Source organism: Kitasatospora sp. NPDC058218, from assembly GCF_042882445.1.
Taxonomy (GTDB): domain Bacteria; phylum Actinomycetota; class Actinomycetes; order Streptomycetales; family Streptomycetaceae; genus Kitasatospora.
On record NZ_JBHVWC010000052.1, the window covers coordinates 1 to 26,653 of the forward strand.

Consider the following 26,653-nt stretch of genomic DNA (forward strand, 5'->3'; position numbering starts at 1 on the left):
GCGATAGCCGGGCCATCGTCCTGCCCACCACCAGCCCCACAAGCCGAAACGGCCCGCCGGATGAACCGACGGACCGTCACGAAAGATCGAGGCTAGACAAGTCCAATCGTTGCAGGTCAGCAGCACTCTCCGCTTATTTGATCAAGACCCGGACCAGCCCCGCTCGCCAGGGCGCGAGGTTAGCCGTTTTCCCGGCCCGGCAGGGGCGCACCCTCCAGGAAGGCGTGATAGGTCTCGACGGCTTCCGGCTCGATTTCAGGGTTGGAGGGGCCGTAGCGGGTGTCGGTGCGGTCCCGCTTCGGCCCGGAGACCCAGAACTCCTCGCCGGTCTGCACGTCGTAGAAGTTCGCATCGAACATCGCCCCTGCCCGGCGCAGTGTCCTCCCGTGAAAGTACGCAGTGCTCCAGGTCTTCGAGAAGTCCAGCCACCCGATCCACGAGGGTCCGCGGTCGGTGGCGTAACCAGTCTTCAACTGCACGAACATGAGACGTCGAGGCATACGCTCAGGGTCCTACACAGACCGCGCCAGTGACCAGCTATTTTGCGAGCGCCTACGAGACCCCGCGCCACCGCCGACAAGGGCTCGGACAGGTGGGTACAGCAATACGGCCCCATGCGCTCGTTCACCTGGAGAGTGCTCTTTCCTTATAGCGGACAAGACCCCTGATAAGTCCCATCGTTGCAGGTCAAAAGCGCTTTCTGCCTATTTGATCAAGACCCGGACAAACCCGCTCGTGAAAGCCCGAGGCTAAGGCGGGGGGCGCGGCGGGGGATGAAGCCCGGAGGGCGGTGTCAGGGGCGCCGATGATGTTCTCCCACTACCCGTCAGTACGTTGCCCGCGCGTCATGCAAGATGATCTACCGGACCAGGCTCCCCTCCAAGGGCGAATTCCGCAGATTGATCACAACTCAATACGCGCCCCAGTGTTCTGCCCCACGCCCGCGCACCGACCGCATCCGGCGGCTTGGCCGACGCCGCTCCCGCTGGTCGGGCCGCAATGCCGTGCGGGGCCCCTCGCGCTCGTCGACGTGAGGGGCCCCGGCAATCAGCGTACGGCGGCGCGGCGGGTGGGCTCGTGTCCTGTTCGACTCCTGTCGTTCCCAGGTGCCGCCCGTCCGCGTGTCCCCGCTGGCGCGGGGCCCCGGCGGCCCCGTGGCGGTCAGTCCAGGGCGAGGGCGTCCAGGTAGACCCAGGCGCCCTCGTGGCGGACGAACCGGCTGTGCTCGGTGAGGATCCCCTGGTCGCGGCCCTCGGTGTAGTGGGCGCGGAAGGCGACGGTGCCCTCGGCGTGGAAGCGGCCGCCGTCGGTGGTGGAGAGCACCTCCAGCCGGGTCCAGCGCAGCGCGGGGTCGAAGTCGACCGAGTCCGGCCGGGTGTCGGGGTGCCAGGAGCGGAGCAGGTACGCCTCGTCGTGGGCGGCGAAGGCGCTGAAGCGCGAGCGCATCAGGGCCTCCGCGGTCGGCGCCGCGGTCAGGCCCCGGTGGTAGCGGCCGCAGCAGTCGCCGTAGGCGGCGGGCAGGCCGCAGGGGCAGGGCGAGGAGGGCAGCAGGCGGGGCGCGGGGGCGGCGGCGCGGGGCGCGGGGCGGCGTCGGGACATGGCGTCCATTCTCACCCCTCGCGGGGGTGTCGCCGCCCCGGCCCGTCGCCCTGGCGCTCCGCCGGGCGCCGGGTGCCCGGATCCTCCGGGAATCCTCCGGTACCGGCGTCGGGGCGGGATGCCCGCGCGGTCCGGGGACCGGCCTGAGATGTGTGCAATCCGTGAGGACGGGACCCTGCCGTGAAGGAGTCGGCGACCGGGGGGCCGAGCGGGCGAACGGGTCGCGTGCGGCGGTCGCCGGCGGTGTCGCTGCCCGGGCAAATGACAAGGTCAGGTCAATATGAGAAGCATCGAAGCTCCTTTGCCCGCCTCGGAGCTGATGTCCCGTCGGTCGCTGTGAAGACCGTATCGGCAGCGCGCGCCCATGTCACGGGTCTCGACAATCCGTAGGAAATCGTCGACGAACCGTCACGCTGCGTACCGCTAGGGGGTGATCGGCAGGTGATCTTTCCGGCATATCGAACAAGTGACGGAGATGTGCTGGTCATCCGGAGACCTTTACCCCACCATCTCCGAGGGCACACCGCCCATTTCCAGCCGACCACAAGTCGGCGCAGGGCCATCCCTCAGGAGAGTTGATGAGTTCGACGGGACTTCCTCCACTGGATCCGACGGCATCGCTGGCCGATCTGGTCGACGCACAGGCCGACCGGACACCCGGGGCCACGGCCGTGATCGACGGCGACCGCCGTCTGACCTACCGTGAACTTTCCACCGCCGTCGACGCGGTGGCCGGCCGACTGGCCGCCGCCGGCGTGCGCGCCGAAACCCTGGTGGCGGTCTGCCTCCCGCGGACGGCGGACCTCGTGATCGCGCTGCTGGCGGTACTGCGCGCGGGCGGCGCGTACGTGCCGCTCGACCCGGCCTACCCGCAGGACCGGCTGGAGCTGGTGATCGGCGACGCGCAGGCGCCCGTCGTCCTCACCGACCGCGCACACGAGCACCTGCTGGCCGGCTCGGGCGCGACCCTGCTGTACACCGACGCCGAGAGCCCCCGCGCGCCGCTCGCCCCGGGCGGCGGTGCCGACGCCCTCGCCTACGTCCTCTACACCTCCGGCTCCACCGGCCGGCCCAAGGGCGTCGCGGTCACCCAGCGCGGCGTCAACGCGATGCTCCGCTGGGCCGCGCGGACCTACGGCCCGGCCGACGTCGCCGGCGTGCTGTTCGGTACCTCGGTCTGCTTCGACATCTCGGTCTACGAGCTGTTCTTCCCGCTCGCCGTCGGCGGCACGGTCGTGGTCGCCGAGAACGTCCTCGCGCTGCCCGAGCTGCCCGCCCGCGACGAGGTGACCCTGGTCAACACCGTGCCGAGCGCCATGGCGGCTCTGCTGCGCGGGGACGGTCCCCCCGGCGGCAGGGGCCTGCCGGGCGGCGTCCGCGTGGTCAATCTGGCGGGCGAGGCGCTGCCGCGCCGGCTGGCCGACCAGGTCTACGGGGAGCCGCAGGTCGAGCGGCTGTACAACCTCTACGGGCCGACCGAGGACACCGTCTACTCCACCTGGTCGCTGGTCGGCCGGGGAGGGAGCGGCGAGCCCCTGATCGGCCGCCCGCTGCCCGGCACCACCGGCCACGTGCTCGACGAGCGGCGGACCGCCGTGCCGGACGGCGGCATCGGTGAGCTGTACCTCTCCGGCGAGGGCCTCGCCCGCGGCTACCACGGCCGCCCGGACCTCACCGAGGAGCGGTTCGTCACCGTGGGCGGCGAGCGCTGCTACCGCACCGGCGACCTGGTGCGCCGCCTGCCGGGCGGAGAGCTGGAGTACCACGGCCGCGCCGACCACCAGGTGAAGGTGCGCGGCTTCCGGGTCGAACTGGGCGAGATCGAGGCGGTGCTCGCCACCCACCCGGCCGTCGAGGCCGCCGCCGCCGTCGTCCAGCACGACGAGGCCGGCGCCTACCTGGCCGCCTTCGTCCAGCCCGGGCCCGGCGTCGCCGAGCCGAGCGCGGCCGACCTGCGCGCCCACTGCGCCGCCGCGTTGCCGGGCTACATGGTGCCGCTGGCCGTCGGCGTGCTCGACCGCCTACCGCTGACGCCCAACGGCAAGACCGACCGCAGGGCGCTGCCGCCCGTCGCCCGGAGCCGGGGCGGCCAGGAGCTGTTCGTCGCGCCCCGCACCCCGGTCGAGACCGGGATCGCCGAGCTCTGGCAGCAGCTGCTCGGAGTCCCGCAGGTCGGCGTGCACGACGTCTTCCTCGACCTCGGCGGGCACTCGCTGCTCGCCGCCGGACTGCTCGCCCGGATCGAGCGCGCGTACGGCACCCGCGTCCCGCTGGCCGAGTTCTTCGCCGCGCCGACCGTCGCCGCGCTCGCCGTCCGGGTCGCCAACGGCGGCGGCGGCCGCCCCTCCGTGGCCCCGCCCGTGCGGGAGGCCGCGCTGCCCGCCCGCCCCACCGGCTTCCAGCGCGAACTCTGGCTGCACGAGACCATGCACCCCGGCAGCCCGCTCTACAACGTGCCGATGCGGATCCGCGCCGTCGGCGCGCTGGACCGCGCCGCGCTCGGCCGGGCGCTGAGCGAGGTGGTCAGCCGGCACGAGGTGCTGCGCACCGCGCTCGCCGGCCAGGACGGCGCGGTGACCGCCGAGATCCGCCCGCCGTACCCCGTCGACGTCCCGCTGCTCGACCTCACCGGCGCCGGCGAGGAGGCCCTTGACGCCGCGCTGCGCGACCAGGCCGCCCGGCCGCTGGACCTCGCCGAGGGCCGGCTGCTGCGCGCCGTCGCCGTGCGCACCGGGGACGACCGGCACGAGCTGCTGATCACCGTCCACCACGCGGCGATGGACGGCTGGGCCGCCGGGCTGCTGCTGGCCGAGCTCGGCCGCGCCTACCAGGACGGCGAACTCGCCGAGCCGGACCTGCAGTTCTCCGACATCGCCCGGTGGGAGGAGCGCGCCGACGCGGCCGCCCGGGACGGCGCGATGCGCTGGGGCGAGGGGCTGCTCGGGCTCGACGCCGACCAGCACCTGCCCGGCGACCGCCCGCACCCCAACCCGCACGACATCGCCGGCCGGCGGATCGCCCGCCGGCTCGACGCCGAGCTGGTCGGCTCCGCCGAACGTTGGGCCGCCCAGGAGGGCGCAAGCCTCTACATGGCGGTGCTGGCCGCGCTCGGCGGCGTCCTGCACCGCTACACCGGCCGGACCGACCTCGCGGTCCTCAGCCCGTTCTCGGTCCGTCCGGTGCCCGAGCTGGAGGAGGTGCTCGGCTCCTTGATCAACACCGTCGCGCTCCGCTTCGACGTGGCCGGCACCGACACCTTCCGTGAGCTGGTCGCCCGCGTGCGCCCGGTGGTGCTGGAAGCCGCCGAGCACAGCGGCTACCCGTTCCTGGAGCACACCCGCCGGGTCGGCGGCTCCGGCGGCCTGACCGCCTCGCCGATCGCCCAGGTGCTGCTCGCGGTCCAGAACCACCCGGTGGCCGGGATCGAACTCCCCGGCCTCAGCCTGCAGTTCGTCGCCGAGGTGTGCAACAGCACGGCGAAGACCGACCTCTCGCTGTTCCTGGAGTTCCCGGCCGAGGGCCCGCTGCTCTCCGCGGAGTACCGCACCTCGCGTTACGACGAGCGGTCCGTCCGGGCCGCGCTCGACCATCTGGTGGCGCTGCTCGCCACCGCGGTCGCCGAACCGGACCGCCCGCTGGGCGAGTTGGCGATGCTCTCGGCCGCCGACCCGGCGACTCGGGAGCCCGCCCAGGGCGTCGGGGCACCGCTGCCCGACCTCCGACTGCACGAGCTGGTCGCCGCCCAGGCCGCCCGCACCCCGGACGCGGTGGCCGTCTCCGCCGCCGACGGCGTCCTCGACTACGCCGGACTCGACGCCACCGCCGGCCGGTTGGCACACCTGCTGGCCGAGCACGGCGCCGGCCCCGGCACGCTGGTGGCGGTCGCCGTCCGGCGCGGTCGGCTGCTGCCCGCCGCCCTGCTCGGCGTACTGCGCAGCGGCGCCGCCTACCTGCCGCTCGACGTCGACCAGCCGCTCGCCCGCAACCGGGCGGTGCTCGACGACGCCGGCGTCACCCTGCTGGTCGCCGAGCGGGCCACCGCCGGGGACGACCTGCTCGACGGGCGGACCACCGTCCTGGTCGACGGCCCGCAGGCGGCAGCGGCTCCGCAGGCGCCGGCCGTCGCGGTCGGCCCGGAGGACCGCGCCTACCTGCTGTACACCTCCGGCTCCACCGGTACGCCCAAGGGCGTCGCCGTCCCGCACCGCGCGATCGTCAACTTCCTCACCTCGATGGGCCGCGAACCCGGCCTCACCGTGCACGACGTGATGGCCGCCGTCACCACCGTCACCTTCGACATCGCCGGCCTGGAACTCTGGCTGCCGCTGGTCACCGGCGCCCGGGTGGAGATCGCCGACCGCGCCACCGCCACCGACGGCCACGCGCTGGCCGACTGGCTGGAGCGGCGCGCGGTCACCCACTTCCAGGCCACCCCCGCCACCTGGCGGATGCTGCTGGAGGCCGACTGGCCCGGTAGACCCGGCCTGACCGCGCTCTGCGGCGGTGAGGCGCTCACCGCCGACCTCGCCGAGGCCCTGCTCAAGCGCACCGACACGCTCTGGAACCTCTACGGCCCCACCGAGACCACCGTCTGGTCCACGATCCAGCGGGTCACCCCCGAACTCGCCGCCCACAGCGGCGTGGTGGCGCTCGGTGCACCCATCGCCAACACCCGGCTGCACCTGCTCGACACCGGCGGCCGGCCTGTCCCGGTCAACGGCATCGGCGAGCTCTGCATCGCCGGTGACGGCGTCGCGCTCGGCTACCACGGTCGCCCCGACCTCACCGCGGAGCGCTTCGTCCCCGAGCCCGGCGGCCCGGAGGGCGCGCTGATGTACCGCACCGGGGACCTCGCCTGCCGCCGCGCGGACGGCCGGCTGGAGTACCACGGCCGGACCGACGCCCAGGTCAAGCTGCGCGGCTTCCGGATCGAACTCGGCGAGATCGAGGCCGCGCTGACCGCCGTCCCCGGCGTCACCGCCGGCGCCGCCCGACTGTCCGACGGCCCGGCCGGCCCCGTCCTCGCGGGGTACGCCGTCACCGACGGCACCGTCGGGGAGGACGCGCTGCGCACGGCCCTCGCCGAGCGGCTGCCCGACTACATGGTGCCCGCCGCGCTCGTCCTGCTCGACCGGCTGCCGCTGACCCCCGGCGGCAAGGTCGACCGGGCCGCGCTGCCCGTTCCCCGGTCGGGCGGCGCCGGAGCCCCGCCCGAGGGCGACTGCGAGGAGCTGCTGGCCGACCTCTGGCAGGAGGTGCTCGGTCTGGAGCAGGTCTCCCGGCACGACGACTTCTTCTTGCTCGGCGGCCACTCGCTGCTCGCCACCCGGCTGGCCGCCCAGGTCCGCGACACCTTCGAGATCGACCTGCCGCTGCGCACCGTCTTCGAGGCCCGCACCCTGGCCGCGATGGCACGCCGAATAGAGGAGCGACTGCTCGCCGACATCGACGAGATCGAGGACAGCGAAGACATCGCCGACATCGACGAGACGGCCGGGACGGCCGGCATCGACGGCACCGAGGACGCACCGGGCGGCAAGGACGCCACCGGCGCACTGACGGGGGAGACGGCATGACCGACCAGCACACCAGCGACGACCGGCCGGACCAGGAAGCCAGACATCAGGAGGCCAGACGCCAGGAGCTGCTCCGCCGCCGGCTCGCCAAGGCCAAGGCCGCGAAGGCCGCCAAGGACGCCGGCGCCGCCGAGCCGCCCCGACAGGGCATCGCGCCCCGCCCCGAGGGCGCCCCGGCGCCGCTCTCCTCGGCCCAGCGCCGGATGTGGTTCCTCGCCCAGTACGAGCCCGACAGCGCGGCCTACCACATCCCGCTCGCCCTCCACCTCGTCGGCGACCCCGACGCGGACGCCCTCGGCGCCGCGCTCACCGACGTCATCGACCGGCACGAGGTGCTGCGCACCGTCTACCCCACCGTCGACGGGGACGTCCGGCCCGAGCTGCTGGAAGCCGCGCGGTTCAGCCTCGCCACCGTCGACGCCACCGCCGACCCCGACGCCGAGAGCACCGCCGGCGCCACCGCCACCGACCGCTTGGAGGCCCGGCTGGAGGAGGACGCCCGCCGTCCGTTCGACCTCGCCACCGAGCTGCCGGTCCGCGCCACCCTGCTGCGCACCGCCGAGGGCGCCGTACTGAGCCTGGTGCTGCACCACATCGCCGCCGACGGCTGGTCGATCGGCGTGCTCTTCACCGACCTCGCCACCGCCTACGCGGCCCGCCGGCAGGGCCGCGCACCGGCCTTCGAGCCGCTGCCCCTCCAGTACGCCGACGTGGCGCACTGGCAGCAGACCGAGCTGGCCGAGGAGCTGGCCCGCCAGCAGGCCTGGTGGCAGGAGCGCCTGCGCGGTGCCACCGCCACCGTCACCGTGCCCACCGACCGGGCTCGGCCGGCCGTGGCGGGCACCCGGGGCGAGCGGCTCACCGCCGGCTTCGGTGCCGAGCGCACCCGCCGGATCCGGGCACTCGCGGAGCAGACCGGCACCACCGTCTACATGGTCCTGCTCGCCGCCCTGCAGACCGTGCTGTCCCGCTACACCGGCGCGGAGGACGTCGTCGTCGGCACACCCGTCGCCGGACGCACCCGCAGCGAGACGGAGCCCCTGGTCGGCTGCTTCGTCAACACCCTGGCGATGCGCACCGACCTCTCCGGCGACCCGAGCGTGCGGCAACTGCTGGAGCGGGTCCGGGAGGGCACGCTCGGTGCCTTCGGCCACCAGGACCTGCCGTTCGAGCGGCTGATCGACGCCCTCGGTCTGGAGCGCGAACTCGCGCACACCCCGCTCTTCCAGGTCATGCTCAACGTCCACAACCAGGCCGAGGCCACCCTCGACCTGCCCGGGCTGCGGGTCGACTGGCGGCCGGTCGGCACCGACACCGCCAAGTTCGACCTCTCCGTCGCCGTCGTCGACCAGGGCCGCGAACTCAGCGCCGACCTGGTCTGGCGCACCGAGCTGTACGACGAGCCGACCGTCCGGCGGCTCTTCGGCCACCTCACCACCGTGCTCGACGCGATGGCGCAGGCCCCCGACCGCCCGCTCGCCGAGCTGCCGCTGCTCACCCCCTCCGAGCAGCGCCGGCTCGCCGACTGGGACGCCACCCAGCGCGACTGGGACCTCGGTGCCACCCTGCACGAACTGGTCGAGGAGCAGGCCCGGCGCACCCCCGACGCGCCGGCCGTCCGCGGCGCCGACGGCGTCCTCGACTACGCCGAACTCGACAACCGCGCCAATGCGTTGGCCCACCGCCTGCGTGCGCTCGGAGTCGGCCCGGACCGCCCGGTCGGGCTGCTGGTCGAGCGCTCGGCCGCTCTGGTCGTCGGCATGCTCGGCATCCTCAAGGCCGGCGGCGCCTACCTGCCGCTCGACCCGGTCTACCCGGACGAGCGGATCCGTGCGCTGCTGGCGGCCGCCGGGGCCGCCGCCGTGGTCACCACCGAGGACCTGGCCGGCCGGGTAGACGGGGCCCCGGTCGTCGTCCCGGAGCCGCTCACCACCCCGGTGGCGCCGTGCCCGGCCCCCGAGGTCGAGGTCGGCCCGGGCAACCTCTGCTACCTCGTCTTCACCTCCGGCTCCACCGGAGCGCCCAAGGGCGTCGCCGTGGAGCACCGCAACTTCCGCAACTACCTGCACGGGCTGCGCGAGCGGATCGGCGGCGACCAGCAGGGCTGGAACTGGGCGCTGGTCTCGACCTTCGCCGCCGACCTCGGCACCACCAACGTGTTCGGCGCGCTCACCGGCGGCGGCTGCCTGCACCTGCTCACCCGTGACCAGGCCACCGACCCGGACGCCTTCGCCGACTACGCGGCCGCGCACCGGATCGACGCGATGAAGCTCGTCCCCAGCCACCTGGAGGGTCTCGCGGCCCACGGCGCCGGGCTCGGCGGGATCCTCCCCGGCCGGCTGCTGATCTGTGCCGGCGAGGCCCTGCGGCCCGACCTGGTGGCCCGGATCCGCGCCGCCCGCCCCGACCTGCTGCTGCACAACCACTACGGTCCGACCGAGACCACGGTGTCGATGCTCGGCGCCCCCGTCCCGGCCGACCTCGGGGACGCCGCCACCGCGCCGCTCGGCCTGCCCTTCGGCAACGTCGGCGCCCACGTCCTCGACGCCCGGCAACGCCCGGTACCGGTCGGTGTCCCCGGTGAGCTGTACGTCTCCGGCGCCGGCGTGGCCCGCGGCTACCTCGGCCGGGACGACCTCACCGAGGAGCGGTTCGTCCAGGTGAACGGCCGCCGCAGCTACCGCACCGGCGACCTCGTCCGGCGCCGGGAGGACGGCGCCGTCGAGTTCCTCGGCCGGATCGACCACCAGGTCAAGATCCGCGGCTTCCGGGTCGAGATCGGCGAGGTGGAGGCCGAACTCACCAGCCGTCCGCAGGTCCGTGAGGCCGTCGTGGTGGCCCGGGGCGAGGGCGCCGCCCGCACCCTGGTCGGGTACCTGGTGCCCGCCGACCCGGCGGCCGCCCCCGACCCGGCCGAGCTGCGGGCCGCGCTGCGCACCCGGCTGCCCGACTACATGGTGCCCGCCGCCCTGGTCGTGCTCGACGCCCTGCCGCTGAACGCCAACGGCAAGGTCGACCGGGCCGCGCTGCCCGAGCCGGTAGCCGTCCAACCGGCCTCGGGCGGCGGTGAGTTGTCCTCCGAGAGCGAGCACGAGGTGGCCGCCGCCTACCGGGCGGTGCTGGTCGTCGACGACATCGGCGCGGCGGACGACTTCTTCGCGCTCGGCGGTGACTCCTTCTCCGCCGTGCACGCCGCCCGGCTGATCGGCCGCGGCCTCTCGGTGATCGACCTGTTCCAGCACCCCACCGTCCGCGAACTCGCCGCACTGCTCGACGCCAGGGCCGCCGGCACCGGGGACACCGGGCCGCGCACCCTGCTGCACAAGCTCACCCGCGGCAGCGCGCCCGCCGAGGTGAGCGTGGTCTGCGTCCCGTACGGCGGCGGCAGCCCGATCACCTTCCAGCCGCTCGCCGACGCGCTGCCGGCCGGCCACCGCCTGTACGCCGTCGAGCTGCCCGGGCACGATCCGAGCCGGCCCGACGACGACCTCGTCGAACTCGACACCCTGGCCGACCGGTTGACCGAGCAGATCACCGAGCGGATCGAGGGCCCGGTGGTGCTCTACGGCCACTGCCTCGGCGGTGCGCTCGCCACCGCGCTCGGCTCCCGGCTGGAGGCGGCCGGCGTCGACCTGCGCGGCGTCGCCCTCGGCGGGACGTTCCCGGCTGCCCGGCTGCCCGGCCGGTTCGCCGAGTGGATGGCCAAGCGGCTGCCCGGCGACCGGATGCTCTCCAACCGCTCCTACCTCGACTACCTGCGCGCCATGGGCGGCTTCACCGACGTCTACGACCAGGACGAACAGGACTTCCTGGTACGGGCGTTGCGCCACGACGTCCGACAGGCCGAGGAGTTCTACACCGGCGCGTACGGGGACGCCCGCCCGGCGCGGATCGCCGCACCGATCCTCTGCGTGGTCGGCGAGAAGGACCGCGCCACCCTGCTGTACGAGGAGCGGTACGCCGAGTGGGAGCACTTCGGTGACGCCGTCGACCTGGCCGTGATCCCGCGCGCCGGGCACTACTTCCTCAAGCATCAGGCCGACGAACTCGCCCGGGTGATCGCCGAGTTCACCGCGACCGGCGCGGTGGCCGAGCAGGTCGCGGCCAAGCGGCCGGCGGCCCGGGCCGAGTTGGGCACCTTCGCCAAGGTGGCGATCGGCCAGTTCGTCTCGATGATCGGCACCAGCCTCTCCACCTTCGCCCTCGGGGTCTGGGTCTACCAGCAGACCGGCTCGGCCTTCGACTTCGCGATGATCTCGGTGGTCGCGGTGCTGCCCGCCGTCCTGCTGCTGCCGATCGCGGGTGCGCTCGCGGACCGGATCGACCGCCGCAAGATCATGATCGTCACGGACACGGTGGCCGCGGCCGCCATGCTCTCGCTCGGCGGCCTGCTCTGGGCCGACCTCCTGGAGGTCTGGCACATCTACCTGGTGGCCAGCATCGGGTCGGTCTGCTCGGCCTTCCAACGCCCCGCCTACCTGGCCGCGATCACCCAGCTGGTGCCCAAGCGCTACCTCGGGCAGGCCAACGGCCTCGCCCAACTCGGCACCGGTGCGGGCGACATGATGGCCGTGCTGGCCGGCGGTGTGCTGGTCTCGCTGATCGGCCTGCACGGTGTGGTGCTCTTCGACATGGCGACCTTCCTGACCGGGGTCACCTGCCTGCTGCTGGTGCGCTTCCCGGACGCGATGTTCGACAAGCAGGAGGAGCCGCTGCTGCGCGAGGTGGTCACCGGCTGGCGCTACATCGTGCGGCGGCACAGCCTGGTCGCGATGGTGGTCTTCTTCGTGGTCTTCAACTACCTGTTCGCCGTCGCGACGGTGCTGGTCACCCCGATGGTGCTGGCCGGCGGGTCGGCCGTACAGCTCGGTGTGATCACCGCCGTCGGCGGCGTCGGCGCGATGACCGGCGCGCTGGTGATGGCCCTGTGGGGCGGCACCCGGCGGCGCGCGGTCGGCATGATCGGCTTCACCTCGGTGGTCGGTGTCGCCGCGATCGTGACCGGCTGCCGCCCGCAGGCCGCGCTCACCGCCTGCGGTCTCTTCGGCCTCTGGGCGGCGCTGATGATCCTCAACTCGCACTGGATGGCGCTGATCCAGACCAAGGTCGGGATGGAGCTGCAGGGCCGGGTGCTGGCCACCAACCAGATGCTCGCGATGTCGATGATGCCGCTCGGCTTCCTCACCGCCGGACCGCTCTCCGACCAGGTCTTCGAGCCGCTGATGCGACCGGGCGGTGCGCTCGCCGACTCCGTCGGCCTGGTGCTCGGCACCGGCCCGGGCCGCGGCGCGGGCCTGCTGCTCGTCCTGGTCGGCATCGTCCTGGCGGTCTGGGGGCTGCTCGGCCTCGCCTACCGGCCGCTGCGCCTGATCGAGGACCTGCTGCCGGACGCCCTGCCGGACGCCGAGATCGGTGACAAGGACGCCATCCAGGCCGAGGCGGACCGCCTGCTGGCGCTGACCGAGGCAGCCAGGGCGGCCGGTGCGGCCGGTTCGGGCGGGCTTGCAGCGGCGGCGCGGGTGCCCCGGCCGGTCCGGGGCACCCCGGAGCCGGTCGAGGACGAGCCCGAGAAGCGCGTCCCCGCCGGAGCCGGCCCCGGCTCCCGGTAGCGCCCCGCGGTACCGCGCTGCCCCGCCCCTCCGGCGATCGGAGGGGCGGGGCAGCGCCGTCAGCGGTACCCGGCTACTCGGCGCGCTTGAAGGAGTAGTTGAACTCGGTCGTGCCGAAGGCGCCCATCAGCCGGAGCCAGAGCGGCATCATCATCTCCATCGCACGGGCGCCCGCGATGTCCCCGAGGTCGATGACGGATTCCGCCGGCCAGCCGAACTCGCCCAGCAGCGCGACCGTTTCGGCCTTCGCGCCCGCGTCGTTCCCGGCGATGAAGAGGTTGTGCCCACCCGGCAGCCGACCCGGGTCCACCATCAGCGGCGCGGTCAGCGTGTTGAGCGCCTTCACCACCCGGGCGTCCGGGAACTCCCGCTGGATCCGCTCGCCCACGCTGTCGGTGTTCACCGGGTCCAGGGTCACCTCGCCCTCGGGGGAGAAGACCAGCGGGTTGGAGACGTCCACCAGCAGCTTCCCGGCCAGCCGCTCGGCGCCCGCCGCCCGCAGCGCCTCCAGCGCGACCGTCCCGCCGGTGGCGTTCAGCACCACCTGCCCGAACTCGGCCGCGTCGGCGAACGTCCCCTGGTACCCGTTCGGGCCCGCCTGCCGCGCCCAGGCGACGGCCTTCTCGTTGTCCTTGCTCCGCGAACCCAGCGTCACCTCGTGGCCGAGCGCCACCAGCTTGTCCGCGAGGGTCTGTCCGACCTGACCCGTGCCGATGATTCCGAACCGCACCCGCGCCTCACCCTCTGCCGTCGCGCGCCCCGTGGCGCGTGCCGCGTCGACGATAGATCAACACGCCCCGGCCGTCCGGCGAATTACCCCGGACCTCGGCCCGTCGGCGGGTGCCGCGTCCGCCGACTGGACCACGCCCGCTGGTGGCCGCGCGGTCACCCCCGAAGCATGGGCGCCATGAACCGAACCGCCAGACCGTACGCCCGGGCGGCGGCGCTGCTCGCCGGAATCGCCCTGATCGCCCCGGCCGCAGTCGCCCGGGCGGACGTCACGACCGTCTCCGTCACCACCGAGCGCACCGCCTGGGACCAGGACGAACCGGGGCTCGCCCCCGAGGAGGTCGGCAAGTCCGACTTCGGCATCCGCTTCGCCACCCAACTCGACGGCCAGGTGTTCGCCCAGCCGCTGGTCATCGGCCCGACCGTGGTCGTCGCCACCGAGACCAACCACGTCTACGGTGTCGACGCCGCCACCGGGAAGATCACCTGGCATCGCGCGATGGGCCCGGCCTGGGCCTCCGCCGCGATCGGCTGCTCGGACCCTGGCCCCAACGTCGGCACCACCTCCACGCCCGTGTACGACCCGGCCACCGGCACCGTCTACCTCACCAGCAAGGTCGACGACGGCCCGGACGACAAGCACCCCCACTACTACGTGCACGCCGTCGACGCGCAGACCGGCGCCGAGCGCAGCGGCTGGCCGGTGACGGTGCAGGGCGACCCGGTGAACGCCCCCGGCAAGCCGTTCAACGCCTACCGCTCGCTCCAACGGCCCGGGCTGCTGCTGCTCGACGGGCACGTCTACTTCGGCTTCGGCTCGCTCTGCGGCATCGGCGACTACATCGGCACCCTGGCCGGCCTCGACACCCGTACCCGCAAGCTCACCCTCTGGTCGACGGTCGCCGGCTCCGACACCCAGCGGGCCTCCATCTGGATGGCCGGCAGCGGGCTGGTCTCGGACGGCCCCGGCCGGATCATCCTCACCACCGCCAACGGCCAGGGCGCCGGCGCCTCACCCGCCCAGGGGCCCGGCTCCAGGCCGCCCGGGGGCCTGGGCGAATCGGTGATCCGCTTCGCCGTCGACGGCGACGGCGGCTTCACCCCGAAGGACTTCTTCAGCCCCGCCAACAACGCGACCCTCGACAAGCGGGACACCGACCTCGGCTCCGGCGGCCCGGTCGCCCTCCCCGCCGACCGCTTCGGCACCCCCGCCCACCCCCGCCTGCTGGTCCAGGTCGGCAAGGACGGCCGGATCTTCCTGCTCGACCGCGACGACCTCGGCGGCATGGGCCAGGGGCCCGGCGGCACCGACAAGGCCGTCGGCATCAGCGGCCCGTACGGCGGCGTCTGGGGCCACCCGGCGGTCTGGGGCGGCGACGGCGGCTACGTCTACACCGTCGAGAACTACGGCAGGCTGCGCGCCCTCAAGTACTCCGTCACCTCCGCCGGGACCCCGCAGCTGACCAGCGCCGGCACCAGTGCCGAGGACTTCCTCAAGATGTCCGGCTCACCCGTCGTCACCTCCGACGGCGCCCGTTCCGGCTCCGCCCTGGTCTGGGTGATCTGGTCCGGCACCGGCCAGTACGGCGAGGGCGGCGAGCTGCGCGCCTACGACCCCGTACCGGTCGGCGGCACGCTGAAGCTGCGCCGTTCCTTCCCGCTCGGCACGGTCAGCAAGTTCTCGGTGCCGGCCACCGACAAGGGCCGGATCTACGTCGGGACGAAGGACCACCGCCTGGTCGCCCTCGGCCGGCCGTCGGCCTTCGCCTGACGGTCAGGTCCCCGGGTTGATGCTGAAGATCACGGCCACCACGGACAGCAGCGCCGCCATCGGTGCCAGCGCCGCCCAGACCCGGGCCGGCCGCAGCAGGTACGCCACCGGCCACTGCAGCACGATCAGCGCCACCGTGGTGAGCAACAGGTGGTCGGAGAGCGCCAGCTGAGCCTCGGTGGCCGGGCAGGAGCCGGGCCCGGAGCACGGATCGGTGGCCATCTCCGCCAGCCCCCGCAACGGGAGGACGAACAGCAGGCAGAACCCCGTCACCAGGGTGGAGGCCAGCGGAGCGCGACGCCAGTTCGCGCGGGGCCCGGAGGCGGTCTCGGTCATGGTCCGATCCTGGCCGCCCGGGCCCGCCCCGGACAGCGGACGGGTACTCAGTTCGGGGTGCGCGAAGTACTCAGCCGGGCCGACCGGAGGGGCCCCGGCCGGGCCGCTCAGAGCCGGACCGTCACCGTTTTGGGGCGCTGGTACTCCTGGAGGGCGAGGACGGAGAGGTCGGTGCCGTGGCCGGAGGCGCCGCGGCCGCTGTGGGGGAGCTCGGCACTCTGGACCAGGTGGCAGTTGAGCCAGGTCTCACCGGCGTGCAGGCGGGCGGTGAGGTCGAGGGCGGCCGTGAGGTCGGCGGTCCAGACGCTGGCGGCGAGGGCCTGCGGGACGCCGTTGGCGAGGGCGAGCGCGTCCTCGGCGGTGGCGGCGCGCTGGACGGTCAGCAACGGGCCGAAGGCCTCCTCCAGCACGGCGGGATCGTCGTCCGGCAGGTCGGCGAGCAGGGTCGCCGGCCGCCACAGGCCGTCGGTGCGGCCGGGGGCGGTGATCGAGCGCTCGGCGGCCGAGGCGCCGAGGACGCGGTCGTAGCGGGCGGCCTGGTCGGGGTTGTTGAGCGGGCCGAAGTCCCGCCCGGCCCGGCGCTCGGCCAGGGCGGCGGCGAGGGCGGTGACGACCTGCTCGTGGTTCTCCTCCAGGGTGATCACCCGGGCGGGCGCGGCACAGCTCTGGCCCGCGTTGTAGGTGCAGGCCTCGGCGAGGGCGGCCCAGGTGTGGGCCGGTGCGTCGGGCAGCACGAGGACGGGGCTGTTGCCGCCGAGCTCCAGGCTGACCCGGCGGTGGCCGGCCCGGGCGGCGATGTCGGCGCCGGCCGCCGCGCTGCCGGTGAAGGCGATCATGTCGACGCCGCTGGCGACCAGCAGCCGCCCGGTCTCCCGGTCGCCGGGCAGGGCGGTGAGCACGCCGTCGCCGAGCACCTGCGCGGCGTGCTCGGCGAGCAGCGCGACCGAGTCGGGCGTGGTCTCGGCGGGCTTGACGACCACGGTGTTGCCGGCGGCCAGCGCCGGGGCGCACCGCCAGGCGGCCATCAGCAGCGGGTAGTTCCACGGGACGACCGCCCCGACCACGCCGATCGGCTCCCAGCGCACCCAGCTCTCGTGGCCGGGCAGGTAGCGGCCAGCGGCGGGCGCCGTCCCGGTGCGGGCGGCGCCGGCGTAGAACCGGAACAGGTCGGCGACGTTGCGCAGTTCGCCGGTCACCTCGTCCGCGGGCTTGCCGGTGCCGGCCTGCTCCAGCGCGGTGTACTCGGCGAGGTGCCGCTCGACGAGGTCCGCGAGGGCGTCCAGCCGGCGCTCGCGCTCGCGCGGGGTGAGCGCGCGCCAGGGCTCGGTGGCGAGCCGGGCGGCGGCGACGGCCTCGGCGACGCGCTCGGCGCGGGCCGGCTCCAGGGCGCCGCGGACGGCGCCGGTGCGGGGGTCGATCAGGTCCATGTGCGGGGGCCTTTCGGGGAACGGGTTCAGAGGTCGTAGGCGCGCAGCCAGAGTTCGAGGGTGAGGACGAGCCAGAGCTTGCCGCCCTGGCGCGGCAGCAGGGTCCCCTCGCGGCGCATCCAGGTGCGGACGGTCTCGGGCCGGAGGAGGCCGCGCTCGCGGGCGGTGCGGCCGAGCAGCAGCTCGCCGGAGAGGTCGCGCAGCGGGCCGCGCAGCCACTGCTGGACGGGGACGCGCATCCCGCTCTTCGGGCGGTCGGTGACCGTCGCCGGCAGGACGTCCCGGACGGCCTCCTTGAGCACCCACTTCTCCACCGTGCCGTTGAGCTTGAGCGTCGGCGGGGTGGCGAAGGCGTGGTCGATCACGTGCCGGTCGAAGAGCGGGGAGCGGCCCTGGACGCCCTGTGAGGCGGTGAGCCGTTCGACCTTGGTGAGGATGTGGTGGGCGCCCTTGGTCCGCAGGTTGCAGTGGAGCAGCTGGTTGAGCAGCGAGTGCATCGGGCCGGGCCGCAGGTACGGGGCGACGAACCGGCGGGGCGGTGGTTCGGTCTCCAGGGCCCGCAGCGCGGCGGGCGTGAGTAGCCGGGGCAGGTCCTCGTAGCACTTGCGGTAGGACCGCAGGTACGCCTCCGCCCGCACCTCGGGCGCCGGGTCGTCGCGGTGCATCTCGTGGACGAGCATCGGCAGGTTCTTCGGGCCGCCGAAGACCGGGTCGCCGCCCTCGCCGTTGAGCGAGACGCTGAGGCCGTCGCCCGCGACGGCCTCGGCGAGCATCAGGTTGGGGACGGTCAGCGGGTCGCCGACCGGGCTGTCCAGCAGGGCGACGGTGTCGGCCAGCCGGGCGGCGACCTCGGCGCCGGAGACGGTGAGCACGCGGTGGCGGGTGCCGCAGTGCCCGGCGACCAGGCCGGAGTAGCCGAGCTCGTTGGGGAGCTCGTCGCCGAAGCTGATCGAGTAGGTGTGCACCGGGTGGTCGTGCAGCCGGGCGGCCAGTGCGGTGACGAGTGAGCTGTCGACGCCGCCGGAGAGCAGGACCGCGACGGCCTCGCCGGCCGGCAGCCGCCGGGTGGTGGCCTGTTCCAGGAGGAGGCGCAGCTGCCGGGCGTACTCCGCGGGCGGTGGGGTGTCGGCCTCGGCGGGGAGCAGCTCGGCCGGCTCCCAGTACTGCTCCTGGTGCACCGCGCCGTCCGCCGACAGGCGCAGGATCCGGCCGGGCAGCGCCTCGTGGACGCCGCGCAGCAGGGTCTCCTCGCCGGGCAGGTAGGCGAAGGTGAGGAAGGAGCGGACGGCCGCCAGGTTGACGCCGGTGCCGAGCGCCGGCCAGTGCCGCAGCGCGCGCAGCGAGGTGGAGGCGGCCCAGCAGCCGTCGGCGCGGGCGTAGAAGACGGTGCGGGCGCCGGCGTGGTCGCGGATCAGGACGAGGTCGGTGCCGTCCACCACGACCAGGACGAACAGGCCGTCGGCGAGCCGGACGCCGTCCGCGCCGAGGCGGCGCCAGAGCCTGAGCAGCAGTTCGCCGTCGGGGAGGTCGTCGGGCGCCGGGGTGCCGGCGGCGGCGAGGGCGGCGAGCAGTTCGGTGCGGTTGTGCAGGGTCACCTCGCCGACGGCGGTGACGCCGTCGACGGTGAACGGGCCGGTGGCGAAGCCGGGCTCACCGCTGATCAGGGCGGCCCGGGCAGGCGCGGGGGCGCCGCCGGTCAGGGCGGCGAGGTGGGTGCGGGCCCGATCGGGGTCGGATCCGGCGCAGGCGCAGCAGCGAGCCATGCGGGAGGGGTGCCTTTCGGTGGGTGGTGCCGTGGTCCGTTTCGCGGGCACGGGCGCACGGGGACGTGCGGCCGTGCGGGGCTCAGCCGAAGTCGTCGCCGTCCCAGCCGTCGTCGGCGGAGGCGTCCCAGTCGCCGCCGTAGTCGGCGTCGATGTCGCCGCCGTCCGGGTCGTCGCCCCCGCCGTCGCCGCCGGAGGAGCCGTCGCCGGACGACCCACCCCCGCCGTCGCCGCCGGAGGAGGAGCCGGCGGCCTGGGCGCGGGCCTGTTCGCGCAGCTGCTCCTCCTCGGCCTCGCTCAGCTCCAGCGGGGGGAACTGGGAGACCGCGACGGCGGCGGCCCCGGCCACCCCGAGCGCGCCGAGCACCACGCCGAGCCGGCCGCTGAAGGCGGTGCGGTTGACGGTGACCAGCTCGCCGCGGGCCCAGACGGTCCGGCCGTAGCCGACGTCACGGCCGTAGCGGACGGTGCCGTCGGTGTGGCGGCGCTTGACCAGGTCCTTGCCGAGGGGTTCGTCGGTGCCGGCCAGGCCGTCGCTGTCGTGCCAGTGCACGAGGCGGTCGGCGCCGCGCCGGCGCCACTCGCTGCGGCCGTCCTCGTAGCGCCGGTGCACGGTGCCGTCCGCCAGCAGTTCGTCGCTGTAGCCGAGGTGGCGTGGCTGCGTCATGGTCGGGAGTCCTCAAGGTGTCCGGGGGCCCTCCTGGGGAGGGTCAGGCGGAGGGTCAGGCGGTGGGCCAGGTCAGGAAGCCGGCGGAGCGCGCGCTGCGGACCCGGTGGTGGACCGGGGCCCGCCGGGGGCCGGCGGCGCCGCCCCGGACCTGGCGGATCACGGTGTGCAGCAGCCGGGCGGGGCCGACGGCGGCCAGTTCGATGGTCCGGCCGCTGCCGAGCCAGGCGCGCTCCTCGGGCCGAAGCCCCGCGGGCAGCGGGCCCCGGTACGGCTGCGGGCCGCGTCCGGCGGTCAGGTGCAGGGTGGCGGCGTGCCGGGGGACCAGTCCCATCGACCGGACCCGTACGGCGCGGCCCGGCCCGCCCGCACCGCGCAGCTCGTCGCGGACCCGCTCGAAGCAGGCGAGCCCGGCCGGGCTGGCGTCGTGCAGCACGTGCACCACCGCGCCCCCGGCCCGCTCCAGGGTGGCGACCAGCCGCGGGTCGAGCGGCAGGTCGGCGGCGGCGACGATCGGACAGGCGGCCTCCAGGTGCAGATCGTTGGCGATCAGCATCCCGGTGATCTCCCGGCTCTGGCAGACCAGCAGCCGGGGCAGCCCGTAGTCGTACAGGTCGCTCTCGGCGCCGGCCCGCGGCCGGCGCGCCACCTCCCGCAGCGGCTCCGGGGGCGGCAGCAGGCCCGGCAGTTCGGCGCGGCGAACCGCCAGCACCTCGGCGAACCGGGCGTACCGCACCGGCGGCGCCAGCGTGTACGGGATCCGGCGCGGGCCGGAGTGCAGCGGCTGGAGGACGCGGCACAGCTCGTAGTACAGCTGGCGCTCGGTGTACCGCAGGTCGCCGGGTGCCCCGGCCCGGTCGGCGGCGACGGTCAGTGCGCCGTCCAGCAGCAGGCGCAGCGGCCGGCGGCGCGGGGGCCGGGGCGGCGACGGGAGGGTCATGGGGTGCCCTTTCGGTGCTGCCCGGCGTTCGGGCCGGGGTTCGGCCCGGGGTTCGGCCCGGCGTTCGGCTCGGGCCAGGTCAGGAAGCCGACGGCGAGTGCCCGGCGGCGGGTCTCGGCGGGCTCCTCCGGTCGCGCCGCCGCCATCGGCGCGACCCGCGCCACCGGGGACTTCTGCAACGGGATGCGCGCGGGCTGCTCCAGGACGCGCTCGGCGGCCCGGACGGCGATCGCCATCAGCCGCTTGGGCGCCACCGCGGCCACCGGGCTCCACCAGCCCTCGGCGTACCACGCCAGCTCGGAGGAGTTCAGCCAGCCGGCGTCCCGTTCCAGCCGGATCTGCAACTCGGGGGCGCGGAACGGGTCGCGCAGCACGACGGACCTGTCCTCGGCGGCCAGCACGGCGCGGGCCGGCAGCCCGGCGTCCAGCACCCGGCGGCCGGGCTGCGCGGCCCGGGCGTCGGCGACCAGCAGGCAGCCCTGCGGCGAGGCGTCGTGCAGGACGACGACGGGCAGGCCGCGGGGGGCGGCGCGCAGGTCGGCGACGAGCAGCGCGCGGTGACGCTGCGGGTAGTGGTTGGCGTGCAGGAAGGCCGTGACGGTCCGGTCCGGGCAGAGCAGGACGAACGCCGGGTCGGCCACCGGCGGGTCGGAGCGGACCAGGGCGTCCTCGACCAGTCCGGCGGGCAGGGCGGAGTAGACCTTCTTCCACCGCGGCACCACGGTGTCGTGGAAGGTGCCGGCGGTCCAGCGGGTGGTGTGCTCACGGGGCGGCGCCGGCTCGTCGGCGAGCACCACCTGGCGTACGGCGAACCCCAGCAGCGCGGCCCCGACGAGCGCGAGCAGCGCGATCGGGGTGCCCTTCAGGGCCATGGCGCCGATCAGCGCGCCGACCCCGAGCACGCCCAGGCAGCCCGCGCTGCCCCTGCTCCCCCGGAAGGCCTGGGCGGGCCGCCCACGGCGTTCGGCCGCGTAGCGCAACTGGTCGACCGTGCAGACCAGTTCGCCCGCACCGGTGAGCTTGCCGACGAGCCGGCGGATCCGGACGTCGTGCAGCCCGGCCCCCTCCACCTTCGGGTCCAGGGCGAAGTGCTTGCCGCAGTATCCGCACTTGTGCCCGGAGCGGCTTCGCTGCAGCAGGTTCTTGGCGCAGTGCGGGCAGATCATCGCGGGGTCTCCAGCGTTGCGGCGAAACGGCGCAGCCGGGCGGCCAGCCGCTCTCTGGTGCTGACCGTACCCGCGCGCTGGTTCCGCTCCACCTCCCGGAGCGCGGCGGCCAGTTGGTCGTCCTCGCGGCGCTCGGCCTCGGCCGCGGTGATCGCGTAGTCCTCGTGGTCGATGCCGAACCCGGTGTTGGCGGCGAGGATGTTGAGCGGTCCGGATCCCCGGTTGGCGAAGGAGTGCGGCATCAGCTCGGGGATGCGGATCAGCAGCCCGGGCGTCAGCGGGACGTCCACCACCCGGCGGCGCTCGGCGTCGTAGAGCCCGCAGGCGGCGTGGCCCAGGCTCAGCACCAGGTGTTCGCCGCCGTGGGCGTGCGGGGTGAACGCGCTGTGCGGGGCGACGATGCCGAGCTTGTAGGTGGCGTTGGACGGCCGCTCGGGCGAGGTCTTGGCGTCACCGACCAGGTAGTGGGCGAACTGCCCCTCGTCGATGAAGCGCAGCAGTTCCTCGCCGGCCGCCCCGTGCGCGCGGTCCGGGCCCAACTCCCGGGCGCCGTCGCGGTCGGCGATCAGGACACGGCCGTCCGGCCGCAGCTGGTACAGGTCCACGCCGGCCGGCAGTGACCGGGCGAGCCGCTCCAGTCCGAGCAGCCCGGATCGTACGGACATCCGCCACCCCACCCCCACGTCGGCGCCGCCCGAGCGCGGCGTCATCCCCGGTGACGCCGATCACCGCGCGGCCGGTTCCCCGAGCGGGGGCCGGCGTCGTGGATCCTACGGAGGCGAAGTGAACGGCGGGGCAACGGGCGTGGCCGCGGCGGGGCCGGGCGGCCGGTCAGCGCCCGCGGGCCACCACGAAGTCGGGCAGGGCCAGCAGGAACTCCCGCGCCTCGGCGGCCTCCTCGGACGGCTCGACGGGATCCGGGGCCGCCGCCAGGACCTCCGTGATCTCCCGCTCGGCGGCGGCCACCAGCCCGGCCGCCGCCTGCTGCGCGCTCTCCACGCAGTCGTACGCCGCCATCCGGTCCAGCAGCCAGCGCACGTCCTCCGCCGCACCGGGCCCGCGCTGCGCCCGGGTGCGGCTCAGGTACCGCACGACGCGGGCGCGTTCGGCCGGGGTGCAGCGCTCCAACAGGTGGATCAGCAGCAGGGTGCGCTTGCCCTCCCAGAGGTCCCCGGCGATCTCCTTGCCGTAGTCCGCCTCGGTGCCGATCAGGTTGAGCACGTCGTCCTGGATCTGGAAGGCCGCCCCCAGGTACCAGCCGAACCGGTCGAGCCGGGCGGCGTCGGTGTTCGCGCCCTCGGCCACCAGGAGGCCACTGCGGCACGGGTAGAGGAAGGTGTACCAGGACGTCTTCTTGAGGCACATCCGGTAGTAGTCGGCGGGCACGAGGTCGCAGGCGTTGTCGCGGATCCAGGCGATCTCAAGGGCCTGCCCCTCCAGCGACTGGCGGCACATCAGCTCGGTCTCCTCGAACAACCGCCAGGCCAGTTCGCCGCCCAGCTCGTGCCGGTTGGCCATCAGCCGCCGCAGGCCGAGCAGATTGGTCGCGTTCCCCACGTTCAGCGCGACCTCGACGCCGTGCTCGGCGGAGAGCGTCGGCGCGCCCCGGCGCAGCTCGCTGCCGTCCTGGATGTCGTCATGGATCAGGAAGCCGTTGTGGAAGAGCTCGACCGTGACGGCGGGGTTCAGCGCCCGCCCGGAGTCGCCGCCGAACGCGGCGCAGGTGGCGAGGCAGAGCGCGGACCGCAGCCCCTTGCAGGGCCGGGCCGGATAGTCGGCCGCCAGCTCGTACAGGTACGGCGGGCTCTGCTCGGGGATGTGGCGCAGCAGCTCCGTCACCGTGCGCTCGCGGTGCCGGGCCAGCACGCGCTCGACCAGTGTGGCGGCCTCGGCGAGCGGCCGGGCGGCGGCGGTCACCCCTGCTGGCCTTCGGCCCCGTCGGGGCGCTCGGCGGGGCTCTGCCGGGGCCCGAAGGTGCTGTCCATCGACCGGTTGGCGAACGCCGGCGCCAGCGAGCTGAGGTTGAGCAGCAGGTCGATGACGTCGTGCGCGTTGGTGGCGAGCCGCTGGGTCTGCTCGGCCGCGTCGCCGCTGGTGTTGCCGAGCAGCCGGGAGCTGACGGCGTCGATCAGCTGGTGGGTGTTCTCCGACACCCGGCGCACCAGCTGGTCGAACTCCTCCTGGTCGACGCGGTGCTCGCCGGTCAGCCGGTCGCCGGCCGTCCTGGCCTCCGCCAGTCCGGCGGACAGTTCGCGCTCCAGTACGGCGGCCGCCTCCATGACCGCCTGCGAGCCCTGCTCGCCCAACTCGCTGAAACGACCGGCATCGGGCATGGCTGACCTCCTGGTTCGCACCCCGGGCGGGCCGGGGCAGGCCGGGCCGGCGGCCGGGCAGAGCGCCGCCGTGATCGCTGATGGTACACGCTCATGTGCGGAGCGTGTCCACTGTCCTCGGGGTGTGCGCGGCCGCGTTCGGGCCCGTGCGGACCTCTCGGCGGGGGCGCCGCGGCGATCGGCCCGGCGCGGGCGGCCGGCCGGGCGCCCCGCCGTCCGGTCGGGACCGGCGAGTCGTCCCGCGGGCCGTAGTCGGTCACTGATAGTAGTTGCGTGGTTGCGGTGCGATCGACCGCCGGGTGTTGTCGCCGGCGGCGCGTTTCGGCCGGCCGAATCGACAGGTGCGCGCCGCTGCCGCAGTGCTGCTCGCCGCGGTGCCCGGGTGCAGGACAAGGAGCGGTCATGGGTGGCAGACAGCGCCCGCCGAGGGCGCGGAGCGCTCGGCCGGGCAAGGGCGCCGGGCCGGCGCGGCCCCGGGTGGACGCGCGGGTGGAGATCGCCCGGCTGGAGGGCTACCTGGCCTGGGAGGCCGAGGTGGCGGCGGCCGAGCGGGACGCGCAGGCGTTCGCGGGCCGGTTCCCCTGGTTGTCGCCCGGCGAGCGGGAGGACCTCGAACGCGCCTATGCGGCCGACCGGTTGCGCTACGCCGAGGACGTCGTGGACCGGGCGGTGGAGCGGTGCCGCCAGCTGGCCGCCCGCTACCGCAGCGAGTGCCGGCGGATCTGCGCGCGCTGGGCGGCGCTGTGCCTCTCGGTGGCGCTCGCCGCGGCCCTGCTCGCGGCGGTCCCGGCCGCGCTCCGGGCCTGACCGGGGCGGCCGCGCCGCGGAGCCGGCCGGGGTGAGTGCACGGGACGGGCCCGCCACGCGCTGGACGGTGTGGCGGGCCCGGTCGTACGGCGTGCCGGAGGTCAGTGGTGGCCGTGGCCGCTGGTGATCTCCTCGTGCTCCTCGGCGGTCGGCTTGGGGATCTGGCTGCCCTGTCCGAAGAAGCCGCGCGAGAACTTCGCCCGGGTGCGGGCGAGCAGGCCGGCCCGGCGGGCCACCCCGTTCTCGTCCACCTCGGCGGGCAGTTCCATCGGCTGCGGCTGCTCGTGCGAGGTGAGCGTGTACAGCCGGCCCTGCGGGAGCGGGGCGTGCACCTCGACGAACTCGCCGTGCTGAAGCCGCTTGATGACGCCGGTCTCCCGGCCGTGCAGCACCTTCTCCTTGTCGCGCCGCTGGAGGCCCAGGCACCACCGCTTGGCGATCACGAAGACCACCACCGGGACGACGAAGAAGCCGATCCGCACCGCGTTGGTGATGGCGTTGATCGACAGGTGGAGGTGGGTGGCGATCAGGTCGTTGCCGCCACCGATCAGCAGGATCACGTAGATGCTGATCCAGGCGGCGCCGAAGCCCGTCCGCACGGGCGCGTTGCGCGGGCGGTCCGCGATGTGGTGCTCGCGCCGGTCGCCGGTGACCCAGGCCTCCAGGAACGGGTAGGCCCAGATGGCGACCAGGACCAGCGGGAAGACCATCAGCGGCACGAAGACGCCCAGGTTGAGGGTGTGGCCCCAGAGTCCGATCTCCCAGCCGGGCATGATCCGGATCAGGCCCTCGGAGAAGCCCATGTACCAGTCGGGCTGGGCGTCCGTGGAGACCTGGTCCGGCCGGTACGGGCCGTAGGCCCAGATCGGGTTGACGGTGGCGATCGCCGCCATCGCGCTGACGATGCCGAACACCAGGAAGAAGAAGCCGCCCGCCTTGGCCATGTAGACCGGCATCAGCGGCATGCCGACGACGTTCTCCTCCTTCCGGCCGGGCCCGGCGAACTGGGTGTGCTTGTGGTAGAAGACCAGGATCAGGTGGGCCACCAGCAGGCCCAGCATGATCCCGGGGATCAGCAGGATGTGCACGGTGAACAGCCGGGGCACGATCACGAAGCCCGGGAACTGGCCGCCGAAGATGAAGAACTGCAGGTAGGTGCCGACGATGGGGACGGCAAGCACCGCGCCCTCCATGAACCGGATGCCGGTGCCGGAGAGCAGGTCGTCGGGCAGCGAGTAGCCCATGAAGCCGTCGAACATGCCGAGGAACAGCAGCAGCGCGCCGAAGATCCAGTTGATCTCGCGCGGCTTGCGGAACGCGCCGGTGAAGAAGACGCGCATCATGTGCACCAGCATCGCGGCGACGAACACGATCGCCGCCCAGTGGTGGATCTGCCGGATCAGCAGCCCGCCGCGGATGTCGAAGCTGATGTCGACCGTCGACGCGTACGCCTCGGACATCAGGATGCCCCGGAGCGGGATGTACGAGCCCTCGTACGTCACCTCGGCCATCGACGGCTGGAAGAAGAAGGTCAGCCAGACGCCGGTGATGATGATGATGACGAAGGTGTACAGGCAGATCTCGCCCAGCATGAAGGACCAGTGGTCCGGGAAGATCTTGCGCAGATTGGACCTGGACAGGGCGTAGATGCCCAGTCGGCCGTCGGCCCAGTCGGCGAGGGCCTCGGCCTTGTTCGCGGGCGCCGAGCGCGTGCTGGTGACCGGTCCCGGACGCGACTGCTGGTCGGCTTTCACGACGGGCTCCCCGGCGTCCGCTGCGTACCGACCGGGGAGCCCGCCTGCGGAGCTGCCGGCCGGCGGAGTGATGTGATCATGGGACCTCTCGATACGGGGCCGCCGGGGTCGCCGGCGCGCGGATCCGCCGACCCGCTGGCCCCGTTGCTCAAAGTGATGGAGCGCTTACTCTGTCA

General features: G+C 74.3%; 17 protein-coding genes. 4 read left to right on the plus strand and 13 right to left on the minus strand.

Going from position 1 to position 26,653, the window contains the following annotated elements:
• Nucleotides 1–179 precede the first annotated feature (179 nt).
• Both ACFVYI_RS29165 and ACFVYI_RS29170 read right to left on the minus strand, forming a co-directional pair.
• Entirely contained in the window at nucleotides 180–485 is a 306-nt protein-coding gene (locus ACFVYI_RS29165) for a hypothetical protein (protein WP_387891082.1), read from the minus strand.
• A gap of 676 nt (nucleotides 486–1,161) precedes the next feature.
• A complete protein-coding gene (locus ACFVYI_RS29170; protein ID WP_387891085.1) occupies nucleotides 1,162–1,599 on the minus strand; it encodes a YchJ family protein in 438 nt (145 codons plus the stop codon).
• A 578-nt stretch (nucleotides 1,600–2,177) separates the two neighbouring features.
• On the opposite strand from ACFVYI_RS29170, the gene ACFVYI_RS29175 reads away from it, so the two are divergent.
• Both ACFVYI_RS29175 and ACFVYI_RS29180 read left to right on the plus strand, forming a co-directional pair.
• Nucleotides 2,178–7,175 (plus strand): amino acid adenylation domain-containing protein, encoded by a 4,998-nt coding sequence (locus ACFVYI_RS29175; RefSeq protein WP_387891086.1) that lies wholly within the window; start codon nucleotides 2,178–2,180, stop codon nucleotides 7,173–7,175.
• Nucleotides 7,172–12,784, plus strand: a complete 5,613-nt coding sequence (locus ACFVYI_RS29180; protein ID WP_387891088.1) for an amino acid adenylation domain-containing protein — start codon at nucleotides 7,172–7,174, stop codon at nucleotides 12,782–12,784. The genes ACFVYI_RS29175 and ACFVYI_RS29180 overlap by 4 nt, the downstream gene beginning before the upstream one ends.
• A gap of 73 nt (nucleotides 12,785–12,857) precedes the next feature.
• On the opposite strand, the gene ACFVYI_RS29185 is transcribed toward ACFVYI_RS29180, so the two are convergent.
• Nucleotides 12,858–13,514 carry an NADPH-dependent F420 reductase gene (locus ACFVYI_RS29185; protein WP_387891091.1) on the minus strand — a complete coding sequence of 219 codons (657 nt, stop codon included), beginning with the start codon at nucleotides 13,512–13,514 and terminating at the stop codon, nucleotides 12,858–12,860.
• A gap of 177 nt (nucleotides 13,515–13,691) precedes the next feature.
• Here ACFVYI_RS29185 and ACFVYI_RS29190 point away from each other — a divergent pair, with 177 nt between their 5' ends.
• Nucleotides 13,692–15,284: a PQQ-binding-like beta-propeller repeat protein gene (locus tag ACFVYI_RS29190; protein WP_387891094.1), complete on the plus strand. Its 1,593-nt coding sequence runs from the start codon at nucleotides 13,692–13,694 to the stop codon at nucleotides 15,282–15,284.
• A gap of 3 nt (nucleotides 15,285–15,287) precedes the next feature.
• Here the strand turns inward: ACFVYI_RS29190 and ACFVYI_RS29195 are convergent, their stop codons facing one another.
• From ACFVYI_RS29195 to ACFVYI_RS29235, 9 genes are all read right to left on the minus strand, one after another.
• Nucleotides 15,288–15,620, minus strand: a complete 333-nt coding sequence (locus ACFVYI_RS29195; protein ID WP_387891096.1) for a hypothetical protein — start codon at nucleotides 15,618–15,620, stop codon at nucleotides 15,288–15,290.
• Between the two features lie 107 nt (nucleotides 15,621–15,727).
• Nucleotides 15,728–17,047 (minus strand): aldehyde dehydrogenase family protein, encoded by a 1,320-nt coding sequence (locus ACFVYI_RS29200; RefSeq protein ID WP_387891098.1) that lies wholly within the window; start codon nucleotides 17,045–17,047, stop codon nucleotides 15,728–15,730.
• Between the two features lie 26 nt (nucleotides 17,048–17,073).
• The gene (locus ACFVYI_RS29205; protein ID WP_387891100.1) at nucleotides 17,074–18,810 is read right to left on the minus strand and encodes an asparagine synthetase B family protein; all 1,737 of its coding nucleotides are present in this window, start codon (nucleotides 18,808–18,810) and stop codon (nucleotides 17,074–17,076) included.
• An 82-nt stretch (nucleotides 18,811–18,892) separates the two neighbouring features.
• On the minus strand, nucleotides 18,893–19,477 hold the full coding sequence (locus tag ACFVYI_RS29210; RefSeq protein WP_387891101.1) for a hypothetical protein: 585 nt from the start codon (nucleotides 19,475–19,477) through the stop codon (nucleotides 18,893–18,895).
• Between the two features lie 55 nt (nucleotides 19,478–19,532).
• Nucleotides 19,533–20,417 (minus strand): hypothetical protein, encoded by an 885-nt coding sequence (locus ACFVYI_RS29215; RefSeq protein ID WP_387891102.1) that lies wholly within the window; start codon nucleotides 20,415–20,417, stop codon nucleotides 19,533–19,535.
• Nucleotides 20,414–21,583 (minus strand): hypothetical protein, encoded by a 1,170-nt coding sequence (locus tag ACFVYI_RS29220; protein WP_387891104.1) that lies wholly within the window; start codon nucleotides 21,581–21,583, stop codon nucleotides 20,414–20,416. Before ACFVYI_RS29220 ends, ACFVYI_RS29215 begins: the two co-directional genes overlap by 4 nt.
• Nucleotides 21,580–22,248 carry a cupin domain-containing protein gene (locus tag ACFVYI_RS29225; protein ID WP_387891106.1) on the minus strand — a complete coding sequence of 223 codons (669 nt, stop codon included), beginning with the start codon at nucleotides 22,246–22,248 and terminating at the stop codon, nucleotides 21,580–21,582. Before ACFVYI_RS29225 ends, ACFVYI_RS29220 begins: the two co-directional genes overlap by 4 nt.
• A 166-nt stretch (nucleotides 22,249–22,414) precedes the next feature.
• Nucleotides 22,415–23,500 carry a polyprenyl synthetase family protein gene (locus ACFVYI_RS29230; RefSeq protein WP_387891107.1) on the minus strand — a complete coding sequence of 362 codons (1,086 nt, stop codon included), beginning with the start codon at nucleotides 23,498–23,500 and terminating at the stop codon, nucleotides 22,415–22,417.
• A complete protein-coding gene (locus tag ACFVYI_RS29235) occupies nucleotides 23,497–23,916 on the minus strand; it encodes a hypothetical protein (protein WP_387891110.1) in 420 nt (139 codons plus the stop codon). The genes ACFVYI_RS29230 and ACFVYI_RS29235 overlap by 4 nt, the downstream gene beginning before the upstream one ends.
• Before the next feature lie 402 nt (nucleotides 23,917–24,318).
• Between ACFVYI_RS29235 and ACFVYI_RS29240 the strand changes: the two genes are divergently transcribed.
• Nucleotides 24,319–24,723, plus strand: a complete 405-nt coding sequence (locus tag ACFVYI_RS29240) for a hypothetical protein (protein WP_387891113.1) — start codon at nucleotides 24,319–24,321, stop codon at nucleotides 24,721–24,723.
• Nucleotides 24,724–24,824: 101 nt separating this feature from the next.
• Here ACFVYI_RS29240 and ACFVYI_RS29245 read toward each other — a convergent pair whose 3' ends face one another.
• On the minus strand, nucleotides 24,825–26,477 hold the full coding sequence (locus tag ACFVYI_RS29245) for a cytochrome bc complex cytochrome b subunit (RefSeq protein ID WP_387891115.1): 1,653 nt from the start codon (nucleotides 26,475–26,477) through the stop codon (nucleotides 24,825–24,827).
• Nucleotides 26,478–26,653: the final 176 nt, after the last annotated feature.